The organism is Streptomyces sp. NBC_01197, from assembly GCF_036010505.1.
Lineage (GTDB): Bacteria > Actinomycetota > Actinomycetes > Streptomycetales > Streptomycetaceae > Streptomyces.
Genome location: NZ_CP108569.1, coordinates 3,290,472 through 3,312,192, shown reverse-complemented (window position 1 = coordinate 3,312,192; position 21,721 = coordinate 3,290,472). Strand labels below are relative to the sequence as shown.

At 69.7% G+C, this 21,721-nt stretch carries 23 protein-coding genes; 12 read left to right on the top strand and 11 right to left on the bottom strand.

Annotated features, from left to right (window positions below):
* Positions 1 to 23: 23 nt before the first annotated feature.
* On the bottom strand, positions 24 to 503 hold the full coding sequence (locus tag OG452_RS15065; protein WP_327296107.1) for a hypothetical protein: 480 nt from the start codon (positions 501 to 503) through the stop codon (positions 24 to 26).
* A gap of 249 nt (positions 504 to 752) precedes the next feature.
* On the opposite strand from OG452_RS15065, the gene OG452_RS15060 reads away from it, so the two are divergent.
* Both OG452_RS15060 and OG452_RS15055 read left to right on the top strand, forming a co-directional pair.
* Positions 753 to 998, top strand: coding sequence for a DUF397 domain-containing protein (locus OG452_RS15060; protein WP_327296106.1), 246 nt, complete (start codon positions 753 to 755; stop codon positions 996 to 998).
* Between the two features lie 65 nt (positions 999 to 1,063).
* The gene (locus OG452_RS15055; protein WP_327296105.1) at positions 1,064 to 1,648 is read left to right on the top strand and encodes a GNAT family N-acetyltransferase; all 585 of its coding nucleotides are present in this window, start codon (positions 1,064 to 1,066) and stop codon (positions 1,646 to 1,648) included.
* Between the two features lie 12 nt (positions 1,649 to 1,660).
* Here OG452_RS15055 and OG452_RS15050 read toward each other — a convergent pair whose 3' ends face one another.
* A complete protein-coding gene (locus tag OG452_RS15050; protein WP_327296104.1) occupies positions 1,661 to 2,149 on the bottom strand; it encodes an ATP-binding protein in 489 nt (162 codons plus the stop codon).
* A 282-nt stretch (positions 2,150 to 2,431) separates the two neighbouring features.
* On the opposite strand from OG452_RS15050, the gene OG452_RS15045 reads away from it, so the two are divergent.
* The 3 genes from OG452_RS15045 to OG452_RS15035 all read left to right on the top strand — a co-directional run bounded on the left by OG452_RS15045 (position 2,432) and on the right by OG452_RS15035 (position 5,557).
* The gene (locus OG452_RS15045) at positions 2,432 to 3,325 is read left to right on the top strand and encodes a helix-turn-helix domain-containing protein (RefSeq protein ID WP_327296103.1); all 894 of its coding nucleotides are present in this window, start codon (positions 2,432 to 2,434) and stop codon (positions 3,323 to 3,325) included.
* 79 nt (positions 3,326 to 3,404) lie between these two features.
* Complete coding sequence (locus OG452_RS15040) at positions 3,405 to 4,862, top strand: aldehyde dehydrogenase family protein (RefSeq protein WP_327296102.1); 1,458 nt, start codon at positions 3,405 to 3,407, stop codon at positions 4,860 to 4,862.
* A 53-nt stretch (positions 4,863 to 4,915) separates the two neighbouring features.
* Entirely contained in the window at positions 4,916 to 5,557 is a 642-nt protein-coding gene (locus OG452_RS15035; protein ID WP_327296101.1) for a PadR family transcriptional regulator, read from the top strand.
* Between the two features lie 49 nt (positions 5,558 to 5,606).
* On the opposite strand, the gene OG452_RS15030 is transcribed toward OG452_RS15035, so the two are convergent.
* Both OG452_RS15030 and OG452_RS15025 read right to left on the bottom strand, forming a co-directional pair.
* The gene (locus tag OG452_RS15030) at positions 5,607 to 7,028 is read right to left on the bottom strand and encodes a glutamate decarboxylase (protein ID WP_327296100.1); all 1,422 of its coding nucleotides are present in this window, start codon (positions 7,026 to 7,028) and stop codon (positions 5,607 to 5,609) included.
* Between the two features lie 158 nt (positions 7,029 to 7,186).
* Positions 7,187 to 7,552: a YbjQ family protein gene (locus tag OG452_RS15025; RefSeq protein ID WP_327296099.1), complete on the bottom strand. Its 366-nt coding sequence runs from the start codon at positions 7,550 to 7,552 to the stop codon at positions 7,187 to 7,189.
* A 156-nt stretch (positions 7,553 to 7,708) separates the two neighbouring features.
* Here OG452_RS15025 and OG452_RS15020 point away from each other — a divergent pair, with 156 nt between their 5' ends.
* Complete coding sequence (locus OG452_RS15020; protein ID WP_327296098.1) at positions 7,709 to 8,407, top strand: DedA family protein; 699 nt, start codon at positions 7,709 to 7,711, stop codon at positions 8,405 to 8,407.
* Between the two features lie 86 nt (positions 8,408 to 8,493).
* Here OG452_RS15020 and OG452_RS15015 read toward each other — a convergent pair whose 3' ends face one another.
* Both OG452_RS15015 and OG452_RS15010 read right to left on the bottom strand, forming a co-directional pair.
* Positions 8,494 to 10,146 (bottom strand): threonine/serine ThrE exporter family protein, encoded by a 1,653-nt coding sequence (locus tag OG452_RS15015; protein ID WP_327296097.1) that lies wholly within the window; start codon positions 10,144 to 10,146, stop codon positions 8,494 to 8,496.
* A gap of 181 nt (positions 10,147 to 10,327) precedes the next feature.
* Positions 10,328 to 10,822 (bottom strand): inorganic diphosphatase, encoded by a 495-nt coding sequence (locus tag OG452_RS15010; protein ID WP_164264904.1) that lies wholly within the window; start codon positions 10,820 to 10,822, stop codon positions 10,328 to 10,330.
* Positions 10,823 to 10,930: 108 nt separating this feature from the next.
* Between OG452_RS15010 and dacB the strand changes: the two genes are divergently transcribed.
* From dacB to folE, 6 genes are all read left to right on the top strand, one after another.
* Positions 10,931 to 12,406 carry a D-alanyl-D-alanine carboxypeptidase/D-alanyl-D-alanine endopeptidase gene (gene dacB, locus OG452_RS15005; RefSeq protein WP_327296096.1) on the top strand — a complete coding sequence of 492 codons (1,476 nt, stop codon included), beginning with the start codon at positions 10,931 to 10,933 and terminating at the stop codon, positions 12,404 to 12,406.
* Between the two features lie 94 nt (positions 12,407 to 12,500).
* Complete coding sequence (locus OG452_RS15000) at positions 12,501 to 13,634, top strand: zinc-dependent metalloprotease (protein WP_327296095.1); 1,134 nt, start codon at positions 12,501 to 12,503, stop codon at positions 13,632 to 13,634.
* Positions 13,635 to 13,806: 172 nt separating this feature from the next.
* A complete protein-coding gene (gene tilS / locus OG452_RS14995) occupies positions 13,807 to 14,931 on the top strand; it encodes a tRNA lysidine(34) synthetase TilS (protein WP_327296094.1) in 1,125 nt (374 codons plus the stop codon).
* Between the two features lie 64 nt (positions 14,932 to 14,995).
* A complete protein-coding gene (hpt, locus tag OG452_RS14990; RefSeq protein WP_327299641.1) occupies positions 14,996 to 15,535 on the top strand; it encodes a hypoxanthine phosphoribosyltransferase in 540 nt (179 codons plus the stop codon).
* Positions 15,536 to 15,752: 217 nt separating this feature from the next.
* The gene (gene ftsH, locus OG452_RS14985; RefSeq protein WP_327296093.1) at positions 15,753 to 17,795 is read left to right on the top strand and encodes an ATP-dependent zinc metalloprotease FtsH; all 2,043 of its coding nucleotides are present in this window, start codon (positions 15,753 to 15,755) and stop codon (positions 17,793 to 17,795) included.
* Positions 17,796 to 17,894: 99 nt separating this feature from the next.
* Complete coding sequence (gene folE / locus OG452_RS14980) at positions 17,895 to 18,500, top strand: GTP cyclohydrolase I FolE (protein WP_327296092.1); 606 nt, start codon at positions 17,895 to 17,897, stop codon at positions 18,498 to 18,500.
* 19 nt (positions 18,501 to 18,519) lie between these two features.
* Here folE and OG452_RS14975 read toward each other — a convergent pair whose 3' ends face one another.
* The 5 genes from OG452_RS14975 to folP all read right to left on the bottom strand — a co-directional run bounded on the left by OG452_RS14975 (position 18,520) and on the right by folP (position 21,588).
* Positions 18,520 to 19,002: a DUF3180 domain-containing protein gene (locus OG452_RS14975; RefSeq protein WP_327296091.1), complete on the bottom strand. Its 483-nt coding sequence runs from the start codon at positions 19,000 to 19,002 to the stop codon at positions 18,520 to 18,522.
* A gap of 101 nt (positions 19,003 to 19,103) precedes the next feature.
* Positions 19,104 to 19,715, bottom strand: coding sequence for a 2-amino-4-hydroxy-6-hydroxymethyldihydropteridine diphosphokinase (gene folK, locus OG452_RS14970; RefSeq protein ID WP_327296090.1), 612 nt, complete (start codon positions 19,713 to 19,715; stop codon positions 19,104 to 19,106).
* Entirely contained in the window at positions 19,712 to 20,071 is a 360-nt protein-coding gene (gene folB / locus OG452_RS14965) for a dihydroneopterin aldolase (protein ID WP_164264883.1), read from the bottom strand. The genes folK and folB overlap by 4 nt, the downstream gene beginning before the upstream one ends.
* A gap of 189 nt (positions 20,072 to 20,260) precedes the next feature.
* Positions 20,261 to 20,731 (bottom strand): nuclear transport factor 2 family protein, encoded by a 471-nt coding sequence (locus OG452_RS14960; RefSeq protein WP_327296089.1) that lies wholly within the window; start codon positions 20,729 to 20,731, stop codon positions 20,261 to 20,263.
* The gene (gene folP / locus OG452_RS14955) at positions 20,728 to 21,588 is read right to left on the bottom strand and encodes a dihydropteroate synthase (RefSeq protein WP_327296088.1); all 861 of its coding nucleotides are present in this window, start codon (positions 21,586 to 21,588) and stop codon (positions 20,728 to 20,730) included. Before folP ends, OG452_RS14960 begins: the two co-directional genes overlap by 4 nt.
* Positions 21,589 to 21,721: the final 133 nt, after the last annotated feature.

Sequence of the window (21,721 nt, the reverse complement as noted above, 5' to 3'; positions counted from 1 at the left end):
CCCTACGAACCCTACGAACTCTGTTACTTGGGCATCTTCAGCCCGTCCGGGAGCTTCGCACCGTCGGTCTTCTTGAAGGTGTCCTTGATCCCGGCCTCCCACGACACCGTCATGGTCTTGCCGTCGGCGGACTCGATCGACCCCATGGTGCGGTCGTTGTTGCCGTCGGGGCACTTGAGGGCCAGCATCGGCTTGCCCATGGGCGCGACCGTTCCGGTGCAGACGTGCTGCCCCGCGATGGCGGCCTGCTTGCCCTGGATCACCAGCGCGGTGGACTTGCCGCCGGTCATGGCGAGCCAGCTGCCCTCGATGTCGGCGGCCTTCGCGCCCGCCCCGTCGGCGCCGCTGCCGCCACTGGACGCGGGGGCGGCGGTGTTCGAGCCCTTGCCCTGGTCCTTCGATGCGTCGGAGCTCTTGCTGTCACTGCTGGAACACCCGCTCATCACGAGTGCCGCCGCGAGCCCGGTGGCAGCGATGCCGGTGATACGTACGAACCTGTGCACTTCTTCTCCCCCTGGTATGGATGACGGAACGCGCCAAGCTACCAGGGAGCCGGATCGGGGGAGCGCGCGTCCCAGTGCATGAAGAACGTTTCACCGGCAAAGCTGTAGTGGACCGACCACCCCGCGTGCACGTGCATCTGCTCATGCATCTGCAAGTGAACACAGCTATGATTCTGGACAGTTGAGACCTGCAATTCCGTACTTACGTACTCCGGTACTCCGTACTTCTGCACTATCCGGGAGCGACCTGTGCACCACGCGTACAACGGCATGGCGTCAACAGCGCTTCACGGTGTCATCTGGCAGAAGAGCGAACGGAGCAATTCGCAGGGCTCGTGTGTGGAGTTCGCCAGGCTGCCCGGGGGAGAGGTGGCGGTACGCAACTCCCGCCACCCGGATGGGCCGGCTCTCGTCTACACCCCGGCCGAGATAGCGGCGATGCTGCACGGCGCGAAGGCGGGGGAGTTCGACCACCTGGTCGCGGAACAGGCCTGACGGCCAGGGCACTTGCCGAGCGCTATCCCGTTGCGGCCACATCACCCGCCGGCGAAGATCGCGGGATGCGCGTCTTCCTGGAAACCGAACAGCTCGTGCTGCGCCCGTTCACCGACACGGTCGCCGACGCTGCCCACCTGTTCGCCCTGGACAACGACCCCGACGTCATGCGCTTCATCAACGGTGGCCGTCCGGCAAGCCGTGAGGCGATTCGGGCGCGGGCCCTGCCACGGCTCCTCCATGACTATCCGTGCTTCCGTACCCGTGGCTACTGGGCCGCCGAGGAGAAGGCCACCAGGACCTTCCTGGGCTGGTTCGAGTTCCGCCCCCTCGACGACCACGGACCCGCCGTAGTGGAACTCGGCTACCGGCTGAACAAGGCCGCATGGGGCAAGGGCTATGCCACGGAGGGGTCGCGGGCCCTGATCAGTAAAGGGTTCACCGACCTCGGGGTGGAGCGGGTCACCGCGAACACGATGGCGGTGAACACGCGGTCCCGGCGTGTGATGGAGAAGGCCGGCTTGTCATTCCTCCGGGAGTTCACCGGCGACTGGCCGGAGGCGATCGCGGGATCCGAGCACGGCGAGGTCGAGTACGAACTCGTCCGGGCCGACTGGGAGCGGCGGCGACAGCCGGCGCCCGGGGCGTAACCGCCCGCCCCCTCACTCCCCCTGCAGCCGGAACAGCGCCCAGACCACCTTCCCGTGCAGTGTTCCCGCCAGGGGGTGCCAGCCCCAGCTGTCGGCGAAGGAGTCCACCAGGAACAGGCCCCGGCCCGCCTCCGCCGCGAAGTCGTCCGTGGGGCGGGCCGCGGGGGCGCTGTCGCTCGGGTCGCGTACCGCGCACACCAGGCGGGTGGTCCACCGCATCAGGTGCAGCCGCACCGGGGCGTCCTCTCCGCGCTGGGCGTCGTTCGGCAGGGCGTGGCGCAGGGCGTTGGTGACGAGTTCCGATACGACCAGTGCCACATCGTCGAACCGCTCGCACAGGCCCCACGACGTGAGCGTCGACTTGGTGAAGTGCCGTGCTCCACGTACCGCCTCGAACTTCGGTGGCAGCGCGCAGGAGGCGGAACTGGACACGGTCGCGGGGTCGATCGGAGGAAGCCCCTGCCTTAACGGCTTGAGCATGGTCGATCCATTCGTCCCCATGCGAGGCACTCCCCGGATTCGCGGCCGTATAGCCAGCGTGCGGTGGTACGAGAACGCAGGTGCGCGGGGCCCATGGTTCCGAATGCGCACAGCAGATGCAAGGGCAGATGCACGTGCACGCGCCGGACTTGGGCGGCCCCGTGACGGTTCTTGCGCATTTCTTCTCGCACACTTCTTGCCGGTAGCCTGCCGGGCTTTGCTCTTTCTGTAATCGATCGAGTACAGGGCGGAGCGTTTTAGTGGCAGACTGCCCCCCACATCACGACCGGGGAGGGTTGGAAAGTGTCAGCAGGCGAGTCCTGGGGGTCTTCCCAGACGCTGAGCACCGGAGGTGGCTCCGTCGTACGGCGCATCCTCCTGGGCTCACAGCTCAGACGGCTGCGCGATTCACTCGGGATCACCCGGGAGGCGGCCGGATACTCGATCCGGGCCTCGGAATCCAAGATCAGCCGCATGGAGTTGGGACGGGTGAGCTTCAAGTCCAGGGATGTCGAGGATCTCCTCACGCTCTACGGAGTCCTCGACGCGACCGAGCGCGAGGCGCTCCTGGGTCTGGCCAAGGAGGCGAACCTCGCCGGGTGGTGGCACAGTTACGGCGACGTACTGCCGGGCTGGTTCCAGACGTACATCGGCCTCGAAGGTGCCGCTTCGCTGATCCGCGCGTACGAAGTGCAGTTCGTGCACGGCCTGTTGCAGACCGAGGCGTACGCCCACGCGGTCGTCACCCGAGGCAACTCGGACGCGCCGGCCGCCGACATCGACCGCCGGGTCGCGCTGCGCCTCGAGCGCCAAAAGGTCCTGGTTGCCGAGCACGCGCCGCAGTTCCATGCCGTACTCGACGAGTCCGCCCTGCGCCGTCCGTACGGTAAACGGGACGTGATGCGGGCCCAGTTGGAGCACCTCATCGAGATCTCCGAGATGGAGAACGTCACGCTTCAGGTGATGCCGTTCAGCTTCGGCGGCCACGCCGGCGAGAGCGGATCGTTCGCGATGCTGCGCTTCCCCGAGTCCGACCTGTCGGACCTCGTCTATCTGGAGCAGCTGACCGGCTCCCTCTACCTCGACAAGGGTGACGAAGTCGCCCAGTACGACAGGGCGATGACGCAGCTTCAGCGGGACAGCCCGCCGCCGGAAGACACCCGGTCCATCATCAGGGACATCCTCCGCACCGCCTGAAACGCACGTACGATGAGATGCCATCAGGCCTTAGGCGTCATGAGCATCTGCGCGCGCGGCAGCGGCAGTTAGGGATTTCATGTCCTTCTTCAGCGAGCTTGCTCTTCAGTACATCGACGGTGAGTGGAAGCCGGGCAGCGGCTCCTGGGACATCATCGACTTCAACCCGTACGACGAGACGAAGCTGGCCTCCGTCACGGTGGCCACGGCCGCCGAGGTGGACCAGGCGTACCGCGCCGCCGAACGCGCTCAGGAGACCTGGGCCGCGACGAATCCCTACACCCGCCGCACCGTCTTCGAACGCACCCTGCGCATCATCGAGGAGCGCGAGGACGAGATAGCCGACGCGATCGTCACCGAGCTCGGCGGCACCAGGCTGAAGGCCGCCTTCGAACTGCACCTCACCAAGGAGTTCCTGCGCGAGGCCGTGCAGCTGGCGCTGCGCCCCGAGGGCCGCATCATCGCCTCGCCGGTCGACGGCAAGGAGAACCGCGTCTACCGCGTCCCGGTCGGCGTCGTGGGTGTCATCAGCCCGTTCAACTTCCCCTTCCTGCTCTCCATGAAGTCGGTCGCCCCGGCGCTCGCGCTCGGCAACGCCGTGGTCCTCAAGCCGCACCAGAACACCCCGGTCTGCGGCGGCACCCTGGTGGCGAAGGTGTTCGAGGAGGCGGGACTGCCCCCGGGCCTGCTGAACGTGGTGGTCACCGACATCGCCGAGATCGGCGACGCCCTGCTCACCCACCCGGTGCCCAAGGTCATCTCCTTCACCGGCTCCGACAGGGTCGGCCAGCACGTCGCCACGGTCTGCGCCACCCATTTCAAGCACGCCGTACTGGAGCTCGGCGGCAACAGCGCGCTGATCGTGCTGGATGACGCCGACATCGACTACGCGGTCGACGCGGCGGTCTTCAGCCGGTACGTGCACCAGGGCCAGGTCTGTATGGCCGCCAACCGCATCCTGGTGGACCGCAGCGTGGAGGAGGAGTTCACCGGGAAGTTCGTCGCCAAGGTGCGGACACTCAAAACCGGCGACCCGGCCGACCCGGCCACCCACATCGGCCCGCTCATCAACGCCTCGCAGGCCGAGGCCGTCACCTCGGTCGTCGAGCAGGCGGTTGCCGCCGGGGCGACGGCCCTCGTGCACGGGCGCGCCGAGGGCAGCCTGGTCTCCCCCTCGGTCCTGACCGGTCTGGCCCCCGACTCGCCGGCCCTCCAGCAGGAGATCTTCGGCCCGGTGGCGCTGCTCGTCCCGTTCGACGGGGAGGACGAGGCGGTCCGTATCGCCAACGACACCCCGTACGGGCTGAGCGGCGCGGTGCACACCGGGGACGTGGAGCGCGGTGTCCGCCTCGCCCGGCGGGTCCGTACCGGAATGATCCACATCAACGACGGCACCGTGCACGACGAGCCGATCGTCCCCTTCGGCGGCGAGAAGCGCTCCGGGCTCGGGCGGCTGAACGGCGAGTCCATGGTCGAGGCGTTCACCACCCAGCAGTGGGTCTCGATCCAGCACGGGCGCAGCCGCTTCCCGTTCTGACCGGTCTGAGGCCGCGGGGCCGCGGCCCCGCGGGCAGGATCTAGGCTGGCCCCATGTCAGCGATCCGTCTGCTCGTACTCGGAGCGGTCCGCCAGCACGGGCGTGCACACGGCTATCAGGTCCGCAACGACCTGGAGTACTGGGGCGCCCATGAGTGGTCCAACGCCAAGCCGGGCTCGATCTACCACGCCCTGAAGCAACTGGCGAAGCAGGGCATGCTGCTGGCGCACGAGACCGCTCCGAGCACGGCGGGCGGCCCGCCGCGTACCGAGTACGAGATGACGGCGGCGGGCCGGGAGGAGTACCTCAGGCTGCTCCGCGAGGCACTCGTCACCTACGACCAGAAGATGGACGTCATGTCGGCCGCGCTCGGCTGTGTCGTCGACCTGGAGCGGGCCGAGGCCGTCGCGCTCCTGAAGGAACGCGTCCGGGCGATGGAGGCCTGGCGTGCCTCGGTCACCGAGCACTACATCCCCGAGGACGGCCCGCAGCAGCTCGGCCACATCGGGGAGATCATGAACCTCTGGGTCCACACGGCGGACGGCGGGGCCGAGTGGACACGTGGCCTGATCGCGCGGATCGAGGGCGGCGCGTATGTCTTCGCCGGTGAGGGCGAGCCGTTCTCGGGTGTCCTCGCCGAGGGCGAGGAGAACCCGTACGCGAGCGGCGGGCCGCACCCGGGGGACAGCGACTGACGGGTGCGGCCGGCCGATACGTACCAGGGCCTGTCCGGCCTGGTGGTTCCTAGTGGTGGAACCCGGTGGCCTGCGCCTTGCTCCCCTCCAACGGCCCCGACTGGCGCCGGAGTTCGGGCAGCAGCGACTGGAGGTCGTCCATCAGCAGACCGGACAGGTCCTCGGAGAACCCGTTGCGGCAGACCACCCGCAGCACCGAGAGATCCTGCCGGTTCTCGGGGAAGGTGTACGCGGGCACCAGCCACCCCCGCTCGCGCAGCCGCCGTGACACGTCGAACACGTCGAAGCTCGTGGTGTCCTCCGCCGTCGTGAAGGCGAAGACCGGCAGTTCATTGCCCCGGGTCAGCAGCCGGAAGTCGCCCAGCGCCTCGATCCGGCCGGCAAGCCCCTGCGCTACGTCGCGTGTTGCCTGCTGGACGGCGCGGTACCCCTCATTGCCCAGCCGCAGGAACGTGTAGTACTGGGCCACCACCTGCGCGCCGGGCCGGGAGAAGTTGAGGGCGAAGGTCGGCATGTCGCCGCCCAGGTAGTTGACCCGGAAGACCAGTTCCTCGGGCAGCTCCTCGGGGGAGCGCCACAGCGCCCAGCCGACACCCGGGTAGACCAGCCCGTACTTGTGACCCGAGGTGTTGATGGACGCGACACGGGGCAGCCGGAAGTCCCAGACCAGCTCCTCGTCGAGGAAGGGGGCGATCATCGCGCCCGACGCCCCGTCGACATGGACCGGGATGTCCAGGCCGGTGCGCTCCTGGAGGGCGTCCAGCGCCGCGCAGAGCTCGGCGATCGGCTCGTACGACCCGTCGAAGGTGGAGCCGAGCACGCCCACGACCCCGATGGTGTTCTCGTCGCAGAGGTCGGCGGCGGCCTGCGGGTCGAGGTGGTAGCGGTCGCCCTCCATGGGGACCTGGCGCGCCTCGACCTCCCAGAAGTTGCAGAACTTCTCCCAGCAGACCTGGACGTTGACACCCATGACGAGGTTCGGCCGCGCCGTGGCCGGATAGCGGTCCGCGTTCCGCTTCGCCCAGCGCCGTTTGAACGCCATGCCCGCGAGCATGCACGCTTCGCTGGAACCGGTCGTGGAGCAGCCGACGGCGGTGGTGGGATCCGGCGCGTTCCACAGGTCGGCGAGCATCGCGACACAGCGCCGCTCCAGCTCGGCGGTGCGCGGGTACTCGTCCTTGTCGATCATGTTCTTGTCGCGGCACTCCGCCAGGAGCACCCCGGCCTGCGGCTCCATCCACGTCGTGACGAACGTGGCCAGATTGAGCCGGGAGTTGCCGTCCAGCATCAGCTCGTCATGGACCAGCTGGTACGCGCTCATCGGCGGCAGCGGGCCGTCGGGGAGCCGGTGCTTGGGCGGGGCGGTGTCCATGCCGCCGACGGGATTCGCGTCGCCGACGAAGGGGTTGACGGCGATGGTGGGCGGTTTCCCGGAGTCGTCGGACCCGTTCGCGCCTCGGTGCAGTGGCATGGTTCGCGTTCGCCTTCCTCTGAGCCGCGCTCTCCTGTCGCGACGGTGCGGACAAAACGTGCGGGTGCTTCGCCGGGCCGTGCCGGTGTGCGAGGACGGGGCAGGCGGGGGGCGGTACGGGTACGGGGCTGGGCGGCCGTATCCGTACCGCGCCGCCGTCACTGCTTGGCGATCACGACCGCCGTGCCGTACGCGCACACCTCGGTGCCGATGTCGGCCGCCTCGGTGACGTCGAACCGCATCGCGAGCACACCGTTGGCGCCCCGCGCACGGGCCTGCTCGATCAGCCGCTCCATCGCCTGGTTGCGGGTCTCCACCAGGGTCTTCGTCAGCCCCTTGAGCTCGCCGCCGATCATGGACTTCAGACCGGCGCCGATCTGGCTGCCCAGATGGCGGGAGCGGACTGTGAGCCCGAACACCTCGCCGACCACCTGCTGAACCGTGTATCCGGGGACGTCGTTGGTCGTGACGACCAGTACGTCGGCCTGGGGCGACTGGCCGCCGCCGTAATCCTCGATGCCCATCCGGCACCACCTCCTGGTGATCACCTTGCCCGAAAACCCGCACATCGCACCTGCGCCGAGGCGATGGAACCAGTAACGCCACGCGGGCGTTGATAACTTTGGCCAGCCATTACCCGCATGGCGCCCATGCCGACTGACCCCAGGAGCCCGGAACCCGTGACTACTCTCGCGCTCGGACCGAGCTGGATGGATCCGGACTACCTGATCAGCACCTTCGGGGTGGCCGGCCTGCTGGTGGTCGTCTTCGCCGAGTCCGGGCTGCTGATCGGCTTCTTCCTGCCGGGCGACTCCCTGCTGTTCACCAGCGGTCTGCTCGTCACCACAGGCAAGCTCGGTACTCCGCTCTGGCTGCTCTGCGTACTGGTGGCGCTCGCCGCCATCGCGGGCGACCAGGTGGGCTATCTGTTCGGCCGCAAGGTCGGTCCCTCGCTCTTCCGGCGCCCCGACTCCAAGCTCTTCAAGCAGGAGAACGTCGAGAAGGCGCACGACTTCTTCGAGAAGTACGGCCCGAAGTCCCTGGTGCTGGCCCGCTTCGTGCCCATCGTGCGGACGTTCACGCCGATCATCGCGGGCGTGAGCCGGATGAACTACCGCTCGTTCGTGATCTTCAACGTCATCGGCGGCACGCTCTGGGGCGTGGGCGTCACCCTGCTCGGCGCGGGGCTCGGCAAGGTCGCGTTCGTCAACAAGCACATCGAGCTGATCCTCGTCGCGATCGTGCTGGTGTCGGTGGTGCCGATCGCGATCGAGTACCTGCGCTCGCGCGGAAAGGCCGGCCGGGAGAGCGCAACGGGCGCCGACGCACCGGATGGCCAGGGCCCCGGCACCCAGCGCCGCCGGCACGCCAAGCGGTAGGGCCTCCCGCCTGGATCAGGGCCTCTCGCCCGGACCAGGACAGCTCGGAACCCGCTTGGATCCGCTTGAAACCCCTTGGGGACCGCTCAGAACCCGCGCGTCCGCTTCGCCGCCCGGCGCTGGCCGCCGACCACGCCCGGCGCCCGCATGAAGAGCCGGGAGATCTCACCGCCGAGGTTCACCCCGACCGCGATGGCCAGCGCCAGGGCGGCCGCCTTGGTAAGCGAGGCCAGCCCCCTGTTCACGTCGCTGTGCGCGATGAACAGCATCCCGAAGTACGTCGCGGAACCGGGCAGCAGCGGCCCGATCGCCGCCGTGACGTACGGCAGCGCCGACGCGTACCGGTAGCGCGAGAACAACTGCCCGAACAGCCCCACGAGTCCGGCCGCGATGGCGGTGGAGGGCACCGCCGAGAAACCCCCCGGGTAGTGCAGCGCCCCGTAGACGACCCAGGCCACCCCGCCGTTCAGCGTCACCATCAGCACCGTCGAGCGGTCCTGCTGGAGCAGGATCGCGAAGGCGAAGGTCAGCAGCATCGCGGCGAGGGTCTGGACGACGGGCCTGTTGACGCCCAGCAGCGCCGCCTCCGCGTTGAGCTGGTTGGCGCCGAGCTGGAGCCCCAGCGAGATCACGATCAGCACGCCGATGACGATCGAGATGAAGAAGTAGACGACTTCGAGGAGCCGCGCGGACGCGGTGATGTAGTAACCGGTCAGACCGTCCTGGACGCCGGCGACGAGCGCACGTCCCGGCAGCAGGGCGAAGAGCCCACCGGTGATCACCGCTGAGGCGCGCAGATCGGGCACGTTCGCGAGAGTGAGAGCCACCCCCACCGCGGCCGGCGGCATCGCGGCCACCGAGAACTGGTAGAACTCCGGCAGCCCGCGCCCGGCGAGGAACCAGGCCAGCCGGTCGCCGAGCATCGCGCCCACCATCGCCGCGACGAAGACCAGCGCGCCACCGCCGACGAGCACCGAGGCCGCACCGGCCAGCAGCCCGTTGGCGGTCGTCAGCGCCCAGCCCGGATAAGGGTGGCGGTTACGGCGGATCCCGGCGAGGCCGCGGTACGCCTCCTCCAGCGAGACGTCGACGTCCTCGGACGTGATGTCGTCGATGAGGTGGTAGACGGCCGCCAGACGGGTGTAGTCGGTGCCGCGGCGGCGTACGGTACGGCTCGCGGTCACCGGGTCGTCCACCAGCGACGGCTGGTGCGAGATCGACAGCAGGGTGAACGTGACGGTCGGCTCGCAGCGTTCGAGCCCGTACGCCTGGGTGACGCCGAACATCGCCGCCTCGACGTCCTCGGCGCCCTCGCCGCCCGCGAGCAGCAGCTCGCCGATACGCAGCGTCAGGTCGAGCACACGCGGTACGGCGGGTCCCGACTCCTCGTCATGCTTCTGCGCCGCTTCCACCGTCGGCCGCTCGTGGACCGGCATCCGCAGCATCGTGCGCATCCGGTCCTGCCACGGCGCCTCCTTGGCCAGCCTGATCATGGGGAAGCCATGGGCCGGGGTGAAGGCGGCCGGCGAGTTCTGGGCGCTGTACGTCTCGGGCGTAGTGAAGGCGGAACCCTCGGGTTCGGAAGGCGTCTCGGCGGCCAGCCCGGGCGGCACGGCGAATTCCGATGTGGTGGAGGAGTCCTCGGGGGCCGGGGCCCCCGTGCCCGTCGGCGGCACGAACGCGCTCCGCACCTCGTCCGACTGCGGCTTGCGGTCCTCGGGACCGTCGGTCTCAGCCACTCGCTCCGCTCCCACCTCTTCCGTACCTGATCAGCGCCTGCCCAGTATGCGCACGGATACCGCCTGCACCGCCTCCGGACGCACTGCGGGCGGTGCACCCCGGAGGGACGCACCGCCCGCAGGAGCAGTCTCGGCACGGGCCGGCCGCCATCAGTGCGACCGGCACCGCATCAGCTGTGGCTCAGTGCGAACCGCCCTGCGCCTGGAGGCGCTTGTACGAGTTCTCGACCTCGGCCTCGGCGTCGGCACGGCCGACCCAGTCGGCGCCCTCGACGGACTTGCCGGGCTCCAGGTCCTTGTAGACCTCGAAGAAGTGCTGGATCTCCAGGCGGTCGAACTCCGACACATGGTGGATGTCGCGCAGGTGCTCCACCCGGGGGTCGGAGGCCGGGACGCAGAGCAGCTTGTCGTCGCCGCCCGCCTCGTCGGTCATCCGGAACATGCCGATCGCGCGGCACTTGATGACACAGCCGGGGAAGGTCGGCTCGTCCAGCAGGACGAGGGCGTCCAGCGGGTCGCCGTCCTCGCCGAGGGTGTTCTCGACGAATCCGTAGTCCGCGGGGTAGCTGGTCGAGGTGAAGAGCCGACGGTCCAGACGGATCCGGCCGGTCTCGTGGTCCACCTCGTACTTGTTCCGCGAACCCTTCGGAATCTCGATGGTGACGTCGAACTCCACGGGTGGCTCCTCCATGATCAACACGAACTTCGGGTGGTGCTGCGTCCTGCCGGACCGGCCGGATGCCGTGCGGACGGCAAACGCAGTGGTTAAGTGTCCCCCACGACGATGTGTGATCGCGAAAGGGGCTGCTCCGAGGTGCCGGTGCCGAAGGTGACGACGTGGCAACTCTCGGCGGGCTCCGCCGTGATCGGTCTCGCACTCGCGGCCGGGCTGATCGCGGCGTCCGGACCCTGGGACTCAGGTCAGCGTAAGGCCGAGCGGGACTGGGCCGCCGCCCGGGACCGGACAGGTGGCGCACATCACGGGAGCCCCGCGCCCGGGGCCGGCCCGGCGCCCGCGCCCAGCGCGCCCGGCGTGCTGGCCGCACTCGGCAGCAGCGCCGTACCGACCGGCAAGGGGCTCGGCACGGCGCTCGGCCACCTGATGGACGACCCGGCGCTCGGCCCCACCGCGGGCGGCGTGGTGATCGACGCCGCCACCGGCCGGACGCTGTACGGATCGGACGCGGACCGGGCCATGACCCCGGCCTCCACGGTGAAGCTCGCGACGATGGCCGCCGGGCTCTCCGCGCTCGGCCCCGGCCACCGCATCGCCACCACCGTCACCGCGACCCCCGACGGGAAGCGGCTGACCCTCCGGGGCGGCGGCGATCCGACCCTGGACCGGGACGGCCTGCGGGCACTCGCCGACGCGACGGCCAAGGCGCTGCGCGACCGGGGCGTCAGCTCCGTCCGCATCTCGTACGACACCTCGCTCTACTCCGGTCCCGTGCTGCACCCCATCGGCCCCAACGACAACCTCGCGCCGGTGAGCGCCCTCATGACGGACGAGGGGCGGCTGGGGGGCTCCGGTGACTCCGGCGGCTCGGCCGGCTCTCCGGAGGAGGGGGACCACGGACCGGCCCCGCGCACCGGCGACCCGGCGGGCGACACCGCCCGTACGTTCGCCTCGATGCTGGCCGACCGGTCCGTACACAGCCAGGGCGCGCCGTCGCCCGGCAAGTCCCCCAAGGGAGCGGAGACAGTGGCCCGTACGGACTCGGCGCCGCTCTCGGCGCTGGTCGAGCGGGCCCTCACCAACAGCGACAACGACATCGCCGAGGCCGTCGCCCGGCAGACCGCGCTCGCCGCACACGAACCCGCGAGCTTCGCTGGGGCCGGCCGGGCGGTCCGGGACGGGCTGAAGAAGCTCGGTCTGCCGCTGGCCGGGGCCCGCTTCGCCGACGGCTCCGGGCTGAACAGACAGGACAAGGTCTCGCCGAAGCTGCTCGCCACCCTCCTCGCCCGGGCGGGCGATCCGGCCCACCCCGAACTGCGCCCGATCCTGACCGGACTGCCGGTCGCCGGATTCACCGGCACCCTCGACGGGCGCTACACGGACCCGTCCGGCGCGGGCGGTCTCATCCATGCCAAGACCGGCACGCTGACCGGGGTGAACACCCTGGCCGGGACGGTGGTGGACGCCCGGGGCAGGCTGCTGGCCTTCGCGTTCATGGCGTCGGACACCGCGTCCCCGACGGCGGCCCAGTCGGCGCTCGACCGCCTGGGCACGGCCGTGGCGGCCTGCGGCTGTACGGGGTAAAGCCCTCCGGGAGCCGTCCCGGAGTGCTCCCCGAGCCGTGAGCAGCCGGTGCAACACCTCACCGTCCGCCGATCCGAGAACGTACGGTTGACGCATGACGCGCATCGGTGGTGCCGAGATGGTCGACTGGAACCTCGCCACGGCGACTGCGACCCGCTTCGCGAAGCAGGGTCCTGACGTCAGCAGGGACGAGGCCCGAGCAGTGGTGGCGGAGCTGCGCAGGCACGCCAAGTCCGCCGAGGAGCACGTCCGCGCCTTCACCCGGATGATTCCCGAGGGCACGGACCTGGAGGACACCCCGGTCCTCGTGGTGGACCGGGCGGGGTGGGTCAAGGCCAACGTCGCCGGGTTCCGTGAAGTCCTGAAGCCCCTGCTGGAGAAGATGCAGGACCGGCGCGGCAACTCGCCGGGCGGGGCCGTGCTCGGCGCGGTGGGCGGCAAGGTCACCGGCGTCGAACTGGGCATGCTGCTGTCGTTCCTCTCCTCGCGGGTGCTCGGGCAGTACGAGACCTTCGCCCCCGCGGGACGTGACCTGCCCGCGGCGGCGGGTGGCGGCGGCCGGCTGCTCCTGGTCGCGCCGAACATCGTCCATGTGGAGCGCGAGCTGGAGGTCGACCCGCACGACTTCCGGCTCTGGGTCTGCCTGCACGAGGAGACCCACCGCACCCAGTTCACCGGTGTGCCCTGGCTGCGCGACCACCTCGAGGGCGAAATCCAGTCGTTTCTCGCGGAGACCGAGGTCGACCCGATGACCGTCCTGGAGCGGCTGCGCGAGGCCGCTCAGACGTTCGCGGGTGGCCGGCCGGCCGGCGAGGACGACGGCGGCAGCTCACTGGTCGAGCTGGTCCAGACCCCTGCCCAGCGGGACATCCTGGGCCGGCTCACCGCGGTGATGTCGCTCCTCGAAGGACATGCGGACTTCGTGATGGACGGCGTGGGCCCGCAGGTCGTGCCGTCGGTCGAGGAGATCCGCGAGAAGTTCCAGAAGCGCAGGGCACAGGGCGCGGGCCGCCTCGACCAGGCCCTTCGCAAACTGCTCGGCCTGGACGCCAAGCTCCGCCAGTACCGCGACGGCGAACGCTTCGTACGGGCCGTGGTCGAGGCGGTCGGCATGGACGGCTTCAACCGCGTCTGGACCTCGCCGAACACGCTGCCCACCAAGGCGGAGATCGCCAAACCGGCGGACTGGATCACGCGGGTGCACGGTAAGGGCGAAACGGCGCTCTGACCCGGCCCACGGCAGAAGTACGCCGCGGTAATCACCCATCCGAGGGACCGTCGGCGAGGAGTTGGCGTGCGATGCTCGGGTATCGGCCTGGTTCTGTCACCATCTATGCACTCTGTGTGACGCAGCCGTCCTCCGAGGCATCCCCCCTCAACTCCACCGAAGGGCACCGGATATGGGTCCCCATCCTGCGGTCGCAGCGATACGCCTGGCGGTCCGCCGCGTACTCCACGACGTACTCAACGAACAGACGGCCACCGACCTCGACGGTCGGACGGCCACCGACGGAACCCCGGCCGGGCACCCGGCCGGCGGCGAACGGCCCGGACACCCGACGGCCCCGCGCTCCCCCGGTGCGCACCCCGGAGGCGCCCCGTCCGAGCGGCACCGGCCACTGGTGCTGGTCGCGTGCTCCGGTGGCGCCGACTCCATGGCGCTCGCATCGGCCCTGGCCTTCGAGGCCGGCAAACTCGACATCCGCGCAGGCGGTGTCACCATCGACCACGGCCTCCAGGACGGCTCGGACTCCCGTGCCGCCGAAGTCGTCTCCCGGCTCACCGCTCTCGGGCTCGACCCCGTGGACTCCGTCGCCGTGACCGTCGGCCGGACCGGCGGACCCGAGGCCGCGGCAAGAGACGCCCGGTACGCCGCGCTCGACGCCGTGGCGGAGCGCCACGGCGCCGCGGCCGTCCTCCTCGGCCACACCAGGGACGACCAGGCGGAGACCGTCCTCCTCGGCCTCGCCCGCGGCTCCGGCATCCGCTCCCTGTCCGGTATGGCGGCCGTCTCGGGGGCGGCCGGCCGGTACCGCAGGCCCTTCCTCCAGCTCGACCGGCAGACGGCCCGCAAGGCCTGTCTCGTCCAGCACCTCCCGGTCTGGGACGACCCGCACAACGCGGACCCCTCGTACACCCGCTCCCGGCTGCGCCACGAAGGGCTGCCCGCCCTGGAGAAGTCACTCGGCAAAGGGGTCGTGGAGGCGCTCGCCCGTACCGCGCGCCTCTCCCGCGACGACGCCGACGCCCTGGACGCCTGGGCCGCGAACGCCGAGGAAGCGGCCAGGGACGAGGCCGGGCAGCTGGAGTGCGCCAAGCTCTACGCTCTGCCGCCCGCCGTCCGCAGCCGGGTGCTGCGCCGCTCGGCCATCGCCGCGGGCTCGCCCGCCGGCTCCCTCTTCGCCCGCCACATCGAGGAGATCGACCGGCTGATCACCGGCTGGCGCGGGCAGGGTGCCATCAACCTCCCCGGCCGCGTCGAGGCTCAGCGGCAGGGTGGCAGACTGGTTATCCGGCAAGGCTGACGCAGAGCTGCGCCGCAAGCCGAAGCACAAGCAACTGAAAGTGGCCCGGGTGAACGAGAAAGACATGGGCACCGACCTCGCGTCGGTGCTCATCACCAAGGAAGAGATCGACGCCAAGCTCGCGGAGCTGGCCGCGAAGATCGACGTGGAGTACGCGGGCAAGGATCTGCTGCTCGTCGGTGTTCTCAAGGGCGCCGTGATGGTGATGGCCGACCTCGCCCGTGCGCTGTCCACGTCGGTCACGATGGACTGGATGGCGGTGTCGTCGTACGGCGCCGGTACTCAGTCGTCGGGTGTCGTCCGGATCCTCAAGGACCTGGACACCGACATCAAGGGCAAGCACGTCCTGATCGTCGAGGACATCATCGACTCGGGTCTGACTCTCTCCTGGCTGCTGTCGAACCTCGGATCCCGCGAGCCCGCCTCGCTGGAGGTCTGCACGCTGCTCCGTAAGCCGGATGCGGCCAAGGTCTCGCTCGATGTGAAGTGGGCCGGGTTCGATATCCCGAACGAGTTCGTCGTCGGATACGGACTCGACTACGCGGAGAAGTACCGCAATCTCCCCTTTGTCGGCACGCTGGCTCCGCACGTGTACGGCGGCTGACTCCCCGTCCGGCTCTGCGGGCGGCCCGGCATTCAGCCGTGAGCCGAACGGGAACCCTCACCTATTTCCCGCCGTTGGAGCAGGGGAAGGCAGGTTCGTCGGCACTCCCGTGAGGTCGCGGGCGGCAATGCTGGGGTACCGTCCGAAGAACACTCTTTACTCACAGCAGCATTTACCTACGGGCAGGAGGGACGGGGCGTAGTTCCGCCCCGTATGGATGGACGTGAAGCGATACTTCCGTGGGCCGGTCATGTGGATCGTGCTGGCCGTCCTCGCCGTGGTCGTGTTGATGCAGGTCGTCGGCTCGTCGGGCGGCTACAAGTCAGTGGACACCTCGAAGGTCGTCCAGGCGATCGACAAGAACCAGGTCGAGCAGGCCAAGGTCACGACTGGTGACGAGAACGTCATCAAGATCGAGCTGAAGAACGGCCAGAAGCTGGGCGGCGAGTCGGGCGGCAAGTTCCAGGCGAACTACATCGGCGACGCACAGGGCACTGCCCTCGCCGCCAAGCTGCAGAGCAAGGTCGACAGCGGCGACATCGCGAAGGGCTACACGGTCTCGCCGTCGAAGCAGAACCCCTTCGTCGGGATCCTGCTCTCGCTGCTCCCCTTCGTACTCATCGTCGTGGTCTTCCTGTTTCTGATGAATCAGATGCAGGGCGGCGGCTCCAAGGTCATGCAGTTCGGCAAGTCAAAGGCCAAGCTGATCACCAAGGACACCCCCAAGACGACCTTCTCCGATGTGGCGGGGTCCGACGAGGCTGTCGAAGAGCTCCATGAGATCAAGGAGTTCCTGCAGGAGCCGGCGAAGTTCCAGGCCGTCGGCGCCAAGATCCCCAAGGGTGTCCTGCTGTACGGGCCGCCCGGAACGGGCAAGACGCTGCTCGCGCGCGCCGTCGCGGGCGAGGCGGGTGTGCCGTTCTACTCGATCTCCGGTTCCGACTTCGTCGAGATGTTCGTCGGTGTCGGTGCCTCCCGGGTGCGTGACCTCTTCGAGCAGGCCAAGGCGAACGCTCCGGCGATCGTCTTCGTCGACGAGATCGACGCCGTCGGCCGGCACCGCGGTGCGGGCCTGGGCGGTGGCCACGACGAGCGCGAGCAGACGCTGAACCAGCTGCTCGTCGAGATGGACGGCTTCGATGTGAAGGGCGGGGTCATCCTGATCGCCGCCACCAACCGGCCGGACATCCTGGACCCGGCGCTGCTGCGTCCCGGCCGTTTCGACCGGCAGATCGCGGTCGACCGTCCGGACATGCAGGGCCGGTTCGAGATCCTCAAGGTTCACCAGAAGGGCAAGCCGGTCGCCCCGGACGTCGATCTGGGCGCCGTCGCCCGTCGTACGCCCGGCTTCACCGGTGCCGACCTGGCCAACGTGCTGAACGAAGCGGCGCTCCTCACGGCGCGCGGCAACCAGAAGCTCGTGGACAACGAGGCGCTGGACGAGGCGATCGACCGTGTCGTGGCGGGCCCGCAGAAGCGGACCCGGATCATGTCCGACAAGGAGAAGAAGATCACCGCGTACCACGAGGGCGGACACGCCCTGGTCGCGGCCGCTTCTCCCAACTCGGACCCGGTCCACAAGATCACGATCCTCTCCAGAGGCCGTGCTCTCGGCTACACAATGGTCCTGCCCGACGAGGACAAGTACTCGACCACCCGCAACGAGATGCTCGACCAGCTGGCGTACATGCTGGGCGGGCGCGCGGCCGAGGAGCTCGTTTTCCACGACCCGACCACGGGCGCGGCGAACGACATCGAGAAGGCCACGGCCACCGCTCGCGCGATGGTCACGCAGTACGGCATGACCGAGCGCCTGGGCGCGATCAAGTTCGGTGGCGACAACACCGAACCGTTCGTCGGCCGGGAGATGGGTCATCAGCGCGACTACTCGGAAGAGGTCGCTGCGCTGGTCGACGAAGAGGTCAAGAAGCTCATCGAGACCGCGCACAACGAGGCCTGGGAGATCCTCGTCGAGAACCGCGACGTTCTCGACAACCTGGTCCTCCAGCTCCTTGAGAAGGAGACGCTGAACAAGGAGCAGATCGCAGAGGTCTTCTCCGGCATCGTGAAGCGTCCGGCCCGCCCCGCGTGGACCGGCTCCAACCGGCGTACGCCCTCGACGCGCCCGCCGGTACTCTCCCCGAGGGAGCTGGCGCTCACCAACGGCGCCGTCGGTGCGGTCACCGCGGGTGCCAACGGCACGACCCCCTCGGAAGGCGGCGGCATCGAGGCCGTCCCCGAGGACCGGCCGGAGAGCTGACCGGGAGCCCTTCAGTACCGGGAGCCCCGGAATGTATGCCGCGCCCCCCAGGTTCTAGCCTGGGGGGCGCGGCGTTTTCTTTGAGGAACGAGGAACAGAATGACCGACCCGATAACGCTGGACGGCGCGAGCCAGATCCGCGAGTTCGACGAGAAGCGGGCCGAGAACGCCGTACGGGAACTGCTCATCGCCGTCGGGGAGGACCCGGACCGCGAGGGGCTGCTGGAGACACCGGCCCGGGTGGCGCGCGCGTACCGGGAGATCTTCGCCGGTCTGCGGCAGAGGCCCGAGGACGTACTGACGACGACGTTCGACCTCGGCCACGACGAAATGGTCCTGGTCAAGGACATCGAGGTGCAGAGCCACTGCGAGCACCACCTGGTGCCGTTCACCGGGGTCGCCCACGTCGGCTACATCCCGTCATCCGACGGGAAGATCACCGGTCTGTCGAAACTCGCCCGGCTCGTCGACGTCTTCGCCCGCCGCCCCCAGGTCCAGGAGCGGCTGACCACGCAGGTGGCGGAGTCGCTGATGGAGATACTGGAGCCGCGCGGGGTGATCGTGGTCATCGAGTGCGAGCACATGTGCATGACCATGCGCGGGGTCCGGAAGCCGGGGGCGAAGACGATCACATCGGCGGTCCGCGGCCAGCTGCGCGACGCGGCGACCCGGGCCGAGGCGATGAGCCTGATCATGGCCCGCTGAGCCGGAGCGCTGCTCCGGCTCAGACGGCTGAGCCCTGGCTGTTGTGGTCCTCGTCGTCCGGGAGCTTGCACACCCGTTCCAGGAAGAACGCCGCCGCGACCACCCCGGCCCCCGCCACCAGCGAGAACCCGGCGTAGATCGCCTGGTCCCGGCGGGCCGGGTCGTCGAGGTGGCTGAGCAGATAGACGCCAGTGCCGCCGTACATCCCGCAGACCAGCGACGCCACCAGCGCACTGGCCTGCGCGAAGACCACCGCACGGGCCGCCATCAGCGGGTCCACGCCCTTCGCGCCGGGGCGGCGCTCCCGCTGGGCCCGCAGCCGGGCACGGAGCGAGAGCGCCGTGGCGAGCAGGACCACCGCGATGGCGGCCAGCACGATGGGCGCGGCGAGCGGCACGCTCGGCAGGGTGCCCACCGCGTTCCAGAGCCGGGCGCCCGCCCAGGAGAGCACCCCGGCGACGACGAACAGGCCTGCCAGTACCCCGAGCCGTAGTTGCTTCACGTGATTCTGCTCTTCACTCTGCTGTTCCTTGTCTGCCCTGCCCACGGGCCCGTCCCGCTGCCGCGCCCGGACACCCGGAGCGGTCCCCCAGAGGCTAACGGCTACTCGGGCAGGCAGAGTTCCAGATCGGCGCGGGGCAGCACACCTTCGCTGCCGACCGCCGCCAGCAGTTCGGCGACCGGACCGCGGCCCGGCACCTCGGCCGCCGGGTCCACGTCGTGCCACGGCACCAGGACGAAGGCCCGCTCGTGCGCGCGCGGGTGCGGGAGCGTCAGCACCGGGTCGTCGGAGACCACGTCCGCGTACGACAGGATGTCCACGTCGATGGTGCGCGGGCCCCAGCGCTCGTCGCGGACCCGGTCGAAGGCCTCCTCGATGGCCTGGCCGCGCTCCAGCAGCGAGTCGGGGGGCAGCGTCGTCTTCACGACGACCACCGCGTTGAAGTACGAGGGCTGCGAGCCGGGGTCGACGCCCCAGGGCTCCGTCTCGTACACCGGGGAGACGGCCTTGACCCGCAGACCCGGGGTGTCCTCCAGTGCGTCGATGGCGCCCTGCAGGGTCTCCAGACGGTTGCCGAGGTTGGCGCCGAGGGAGATCACGGCCCGTTTCGGATTGGACAGCGTCACATCGGCCGCGTCGACCTGCGCGACCACGGAGGCCGGCACCGGCTGTACGGTCGGGTCGCTCTGCGGGTCGCTGGGGTACACGGTCATACTCGGCTCCGGATGATGGTGATGGTCACGTCGTCGAAGGGGACGGTGATCGGGGCATCCGGCTTGTGCACGACCACCTCGACCTCCTCGACGCCTTCGTGCTTGAGGCACTGCTGGGCGATCCGCTCCGCCAGGGTCTCGATCAGATCGACCGGTTCACCCCGGACGACGTCGACGACCTCCTCCGCGACCACGCCGTAGTGCACGGTCTTCGTCAGGTCGTCGTCGGCCGCCGCGGGGCGGGTGTCGAGGCCGAGCACCAGATCCACGATGAAGGTCTGGCCCTCCGCGCGTTCCCTCGGGAAGACGCCATGGTTCCCACGGGCCTTGAGGCCGCGCAGCGCGACACGATCCACGCGAATCACTCCTGCTGTTCGTCGGTAGGCGGGCTCGCGCCGAATGCGGTCGGCGCTGCCCACGTATTCGAATCTACCTGCGGCTACCGACAGCACCCCGTCACGGGGGCCGTGGTCATGGTTCCGGGTGGGTGATATTCGCCCCTACCCGCGACCGGGGAGATGAACCCTGCGGAGGGCACAACCCACTCAGGCGGGTGCCTCGTCGCCCTCGGCCGCACCTTCGCCGCCTTCGCCCTCGCCCGTCTCGGCGAGCACCGGCGAGCCGTGGTGGGACCAGAGCTTCCAGCCCTCGGGCGTCCTGCGGAACGTGTTGGTGGCGACCACGAGCTGCCCGACCAGAGGGCCCAGCTCGCCGGCCTCCTCGGCCGGACCGCCGCTGAGGATGTTCTCGGTGCAGGTGACCAGGGCGGTGTCGTCGGCGACGTTGACCACCACATCGGTCAGGAAGAACTGGATGTACTCGGTGTTCGCCATGATCAGCGCGTACGACCTGAGTACATCCCCGCGCCCGGTGAGCACCGGCCAGCCGGGGTGGACGCAGGAGATCTCGTCCTCCAGCCAGAGCGTGGACAGGACATCGAAGTCGCCCCGCTCCATCGTCTCGTAGAAGGCCGTGTTGGCGAGCTCGACCTCTTCCACGTCGGTGGCCGCCGTCATGCGGCGCCCTCGACGGCGCGGGCAACGCGGACCGCGTCGGCCGTGGCCCGTACCTCATGGACCCGGACGGCCCAGGCGCCCGCATGGGCGGCGAGCGCGGAGACCGCGGCGGTGGCGGCGTCCCGCTCGCGGGCCGGCGGCGGGGCGGCACCCTCCCGGGCCAGCACCCGGCCGAGGAAACGCTTGCGGGACGCGGCGACCAGCAGCGGGTGGCCGAGCGCGCGCAGCTCCGCCAGGTGGGCGACGAGCGTCAGGTCGTGCTCGGCGTCCTTGGCGAAGCCGAGGCCGGGGTCGACGACGATCCGCTCGGGTGCGATGCCTCCGGCGACCGCCGCTTCCACCCGGGCGCGCACCTCGGCGACGACCTCGGCGACCACGTCCGTGTAGACCGCGCGTCCGGCCATCGACTCGCTGAACCCGCGCCAGTGCATCACCACGAACGGCACTCCGGCCGCGGCGACCACCGGGACCATGGCGGGGTCGGCCAGCCCGCCGCTCACGTCGTTGACCAGGACCGCACCGGCCTCGACCGACTGCTCGGCGACGGTGGCGCGCATGGTGTCGACGGAGACGGTGACGCCCTCGGAGACCAGCCCCCGTACGACCGGGACGACCCGGCGCAGCTCTTCGCCGGCGTCCACACGGCTGGCGCCGGGGCGGGTGGACTCACCACCCACGTCGACCAGGTCGGCGCCCTGCGCCACCAGGTCGAGGCCATGCTTGACGGCGGCGTTGGTGTCGAACCAGCGGCCACCGTCGGAGAAGGAGTCGGGCGTCACATTGACGACGCCCATGACCGCGCAGCGGTCCCACTCCGGCAGCCCTGCCACCCGGCCCCGCCCGTGCAACGTACTCATACCCCCAGCCTAGGGCCTTCCGTTTGGATCAGGCCGGGCTCGCGGGGTCTGGCACGCACATCTGCGGCGTTGTCGTCAATCAACAACTCCCCCAGCCTCCGGCCGGGGGGACCCCCACCGCGTTACTTCAATC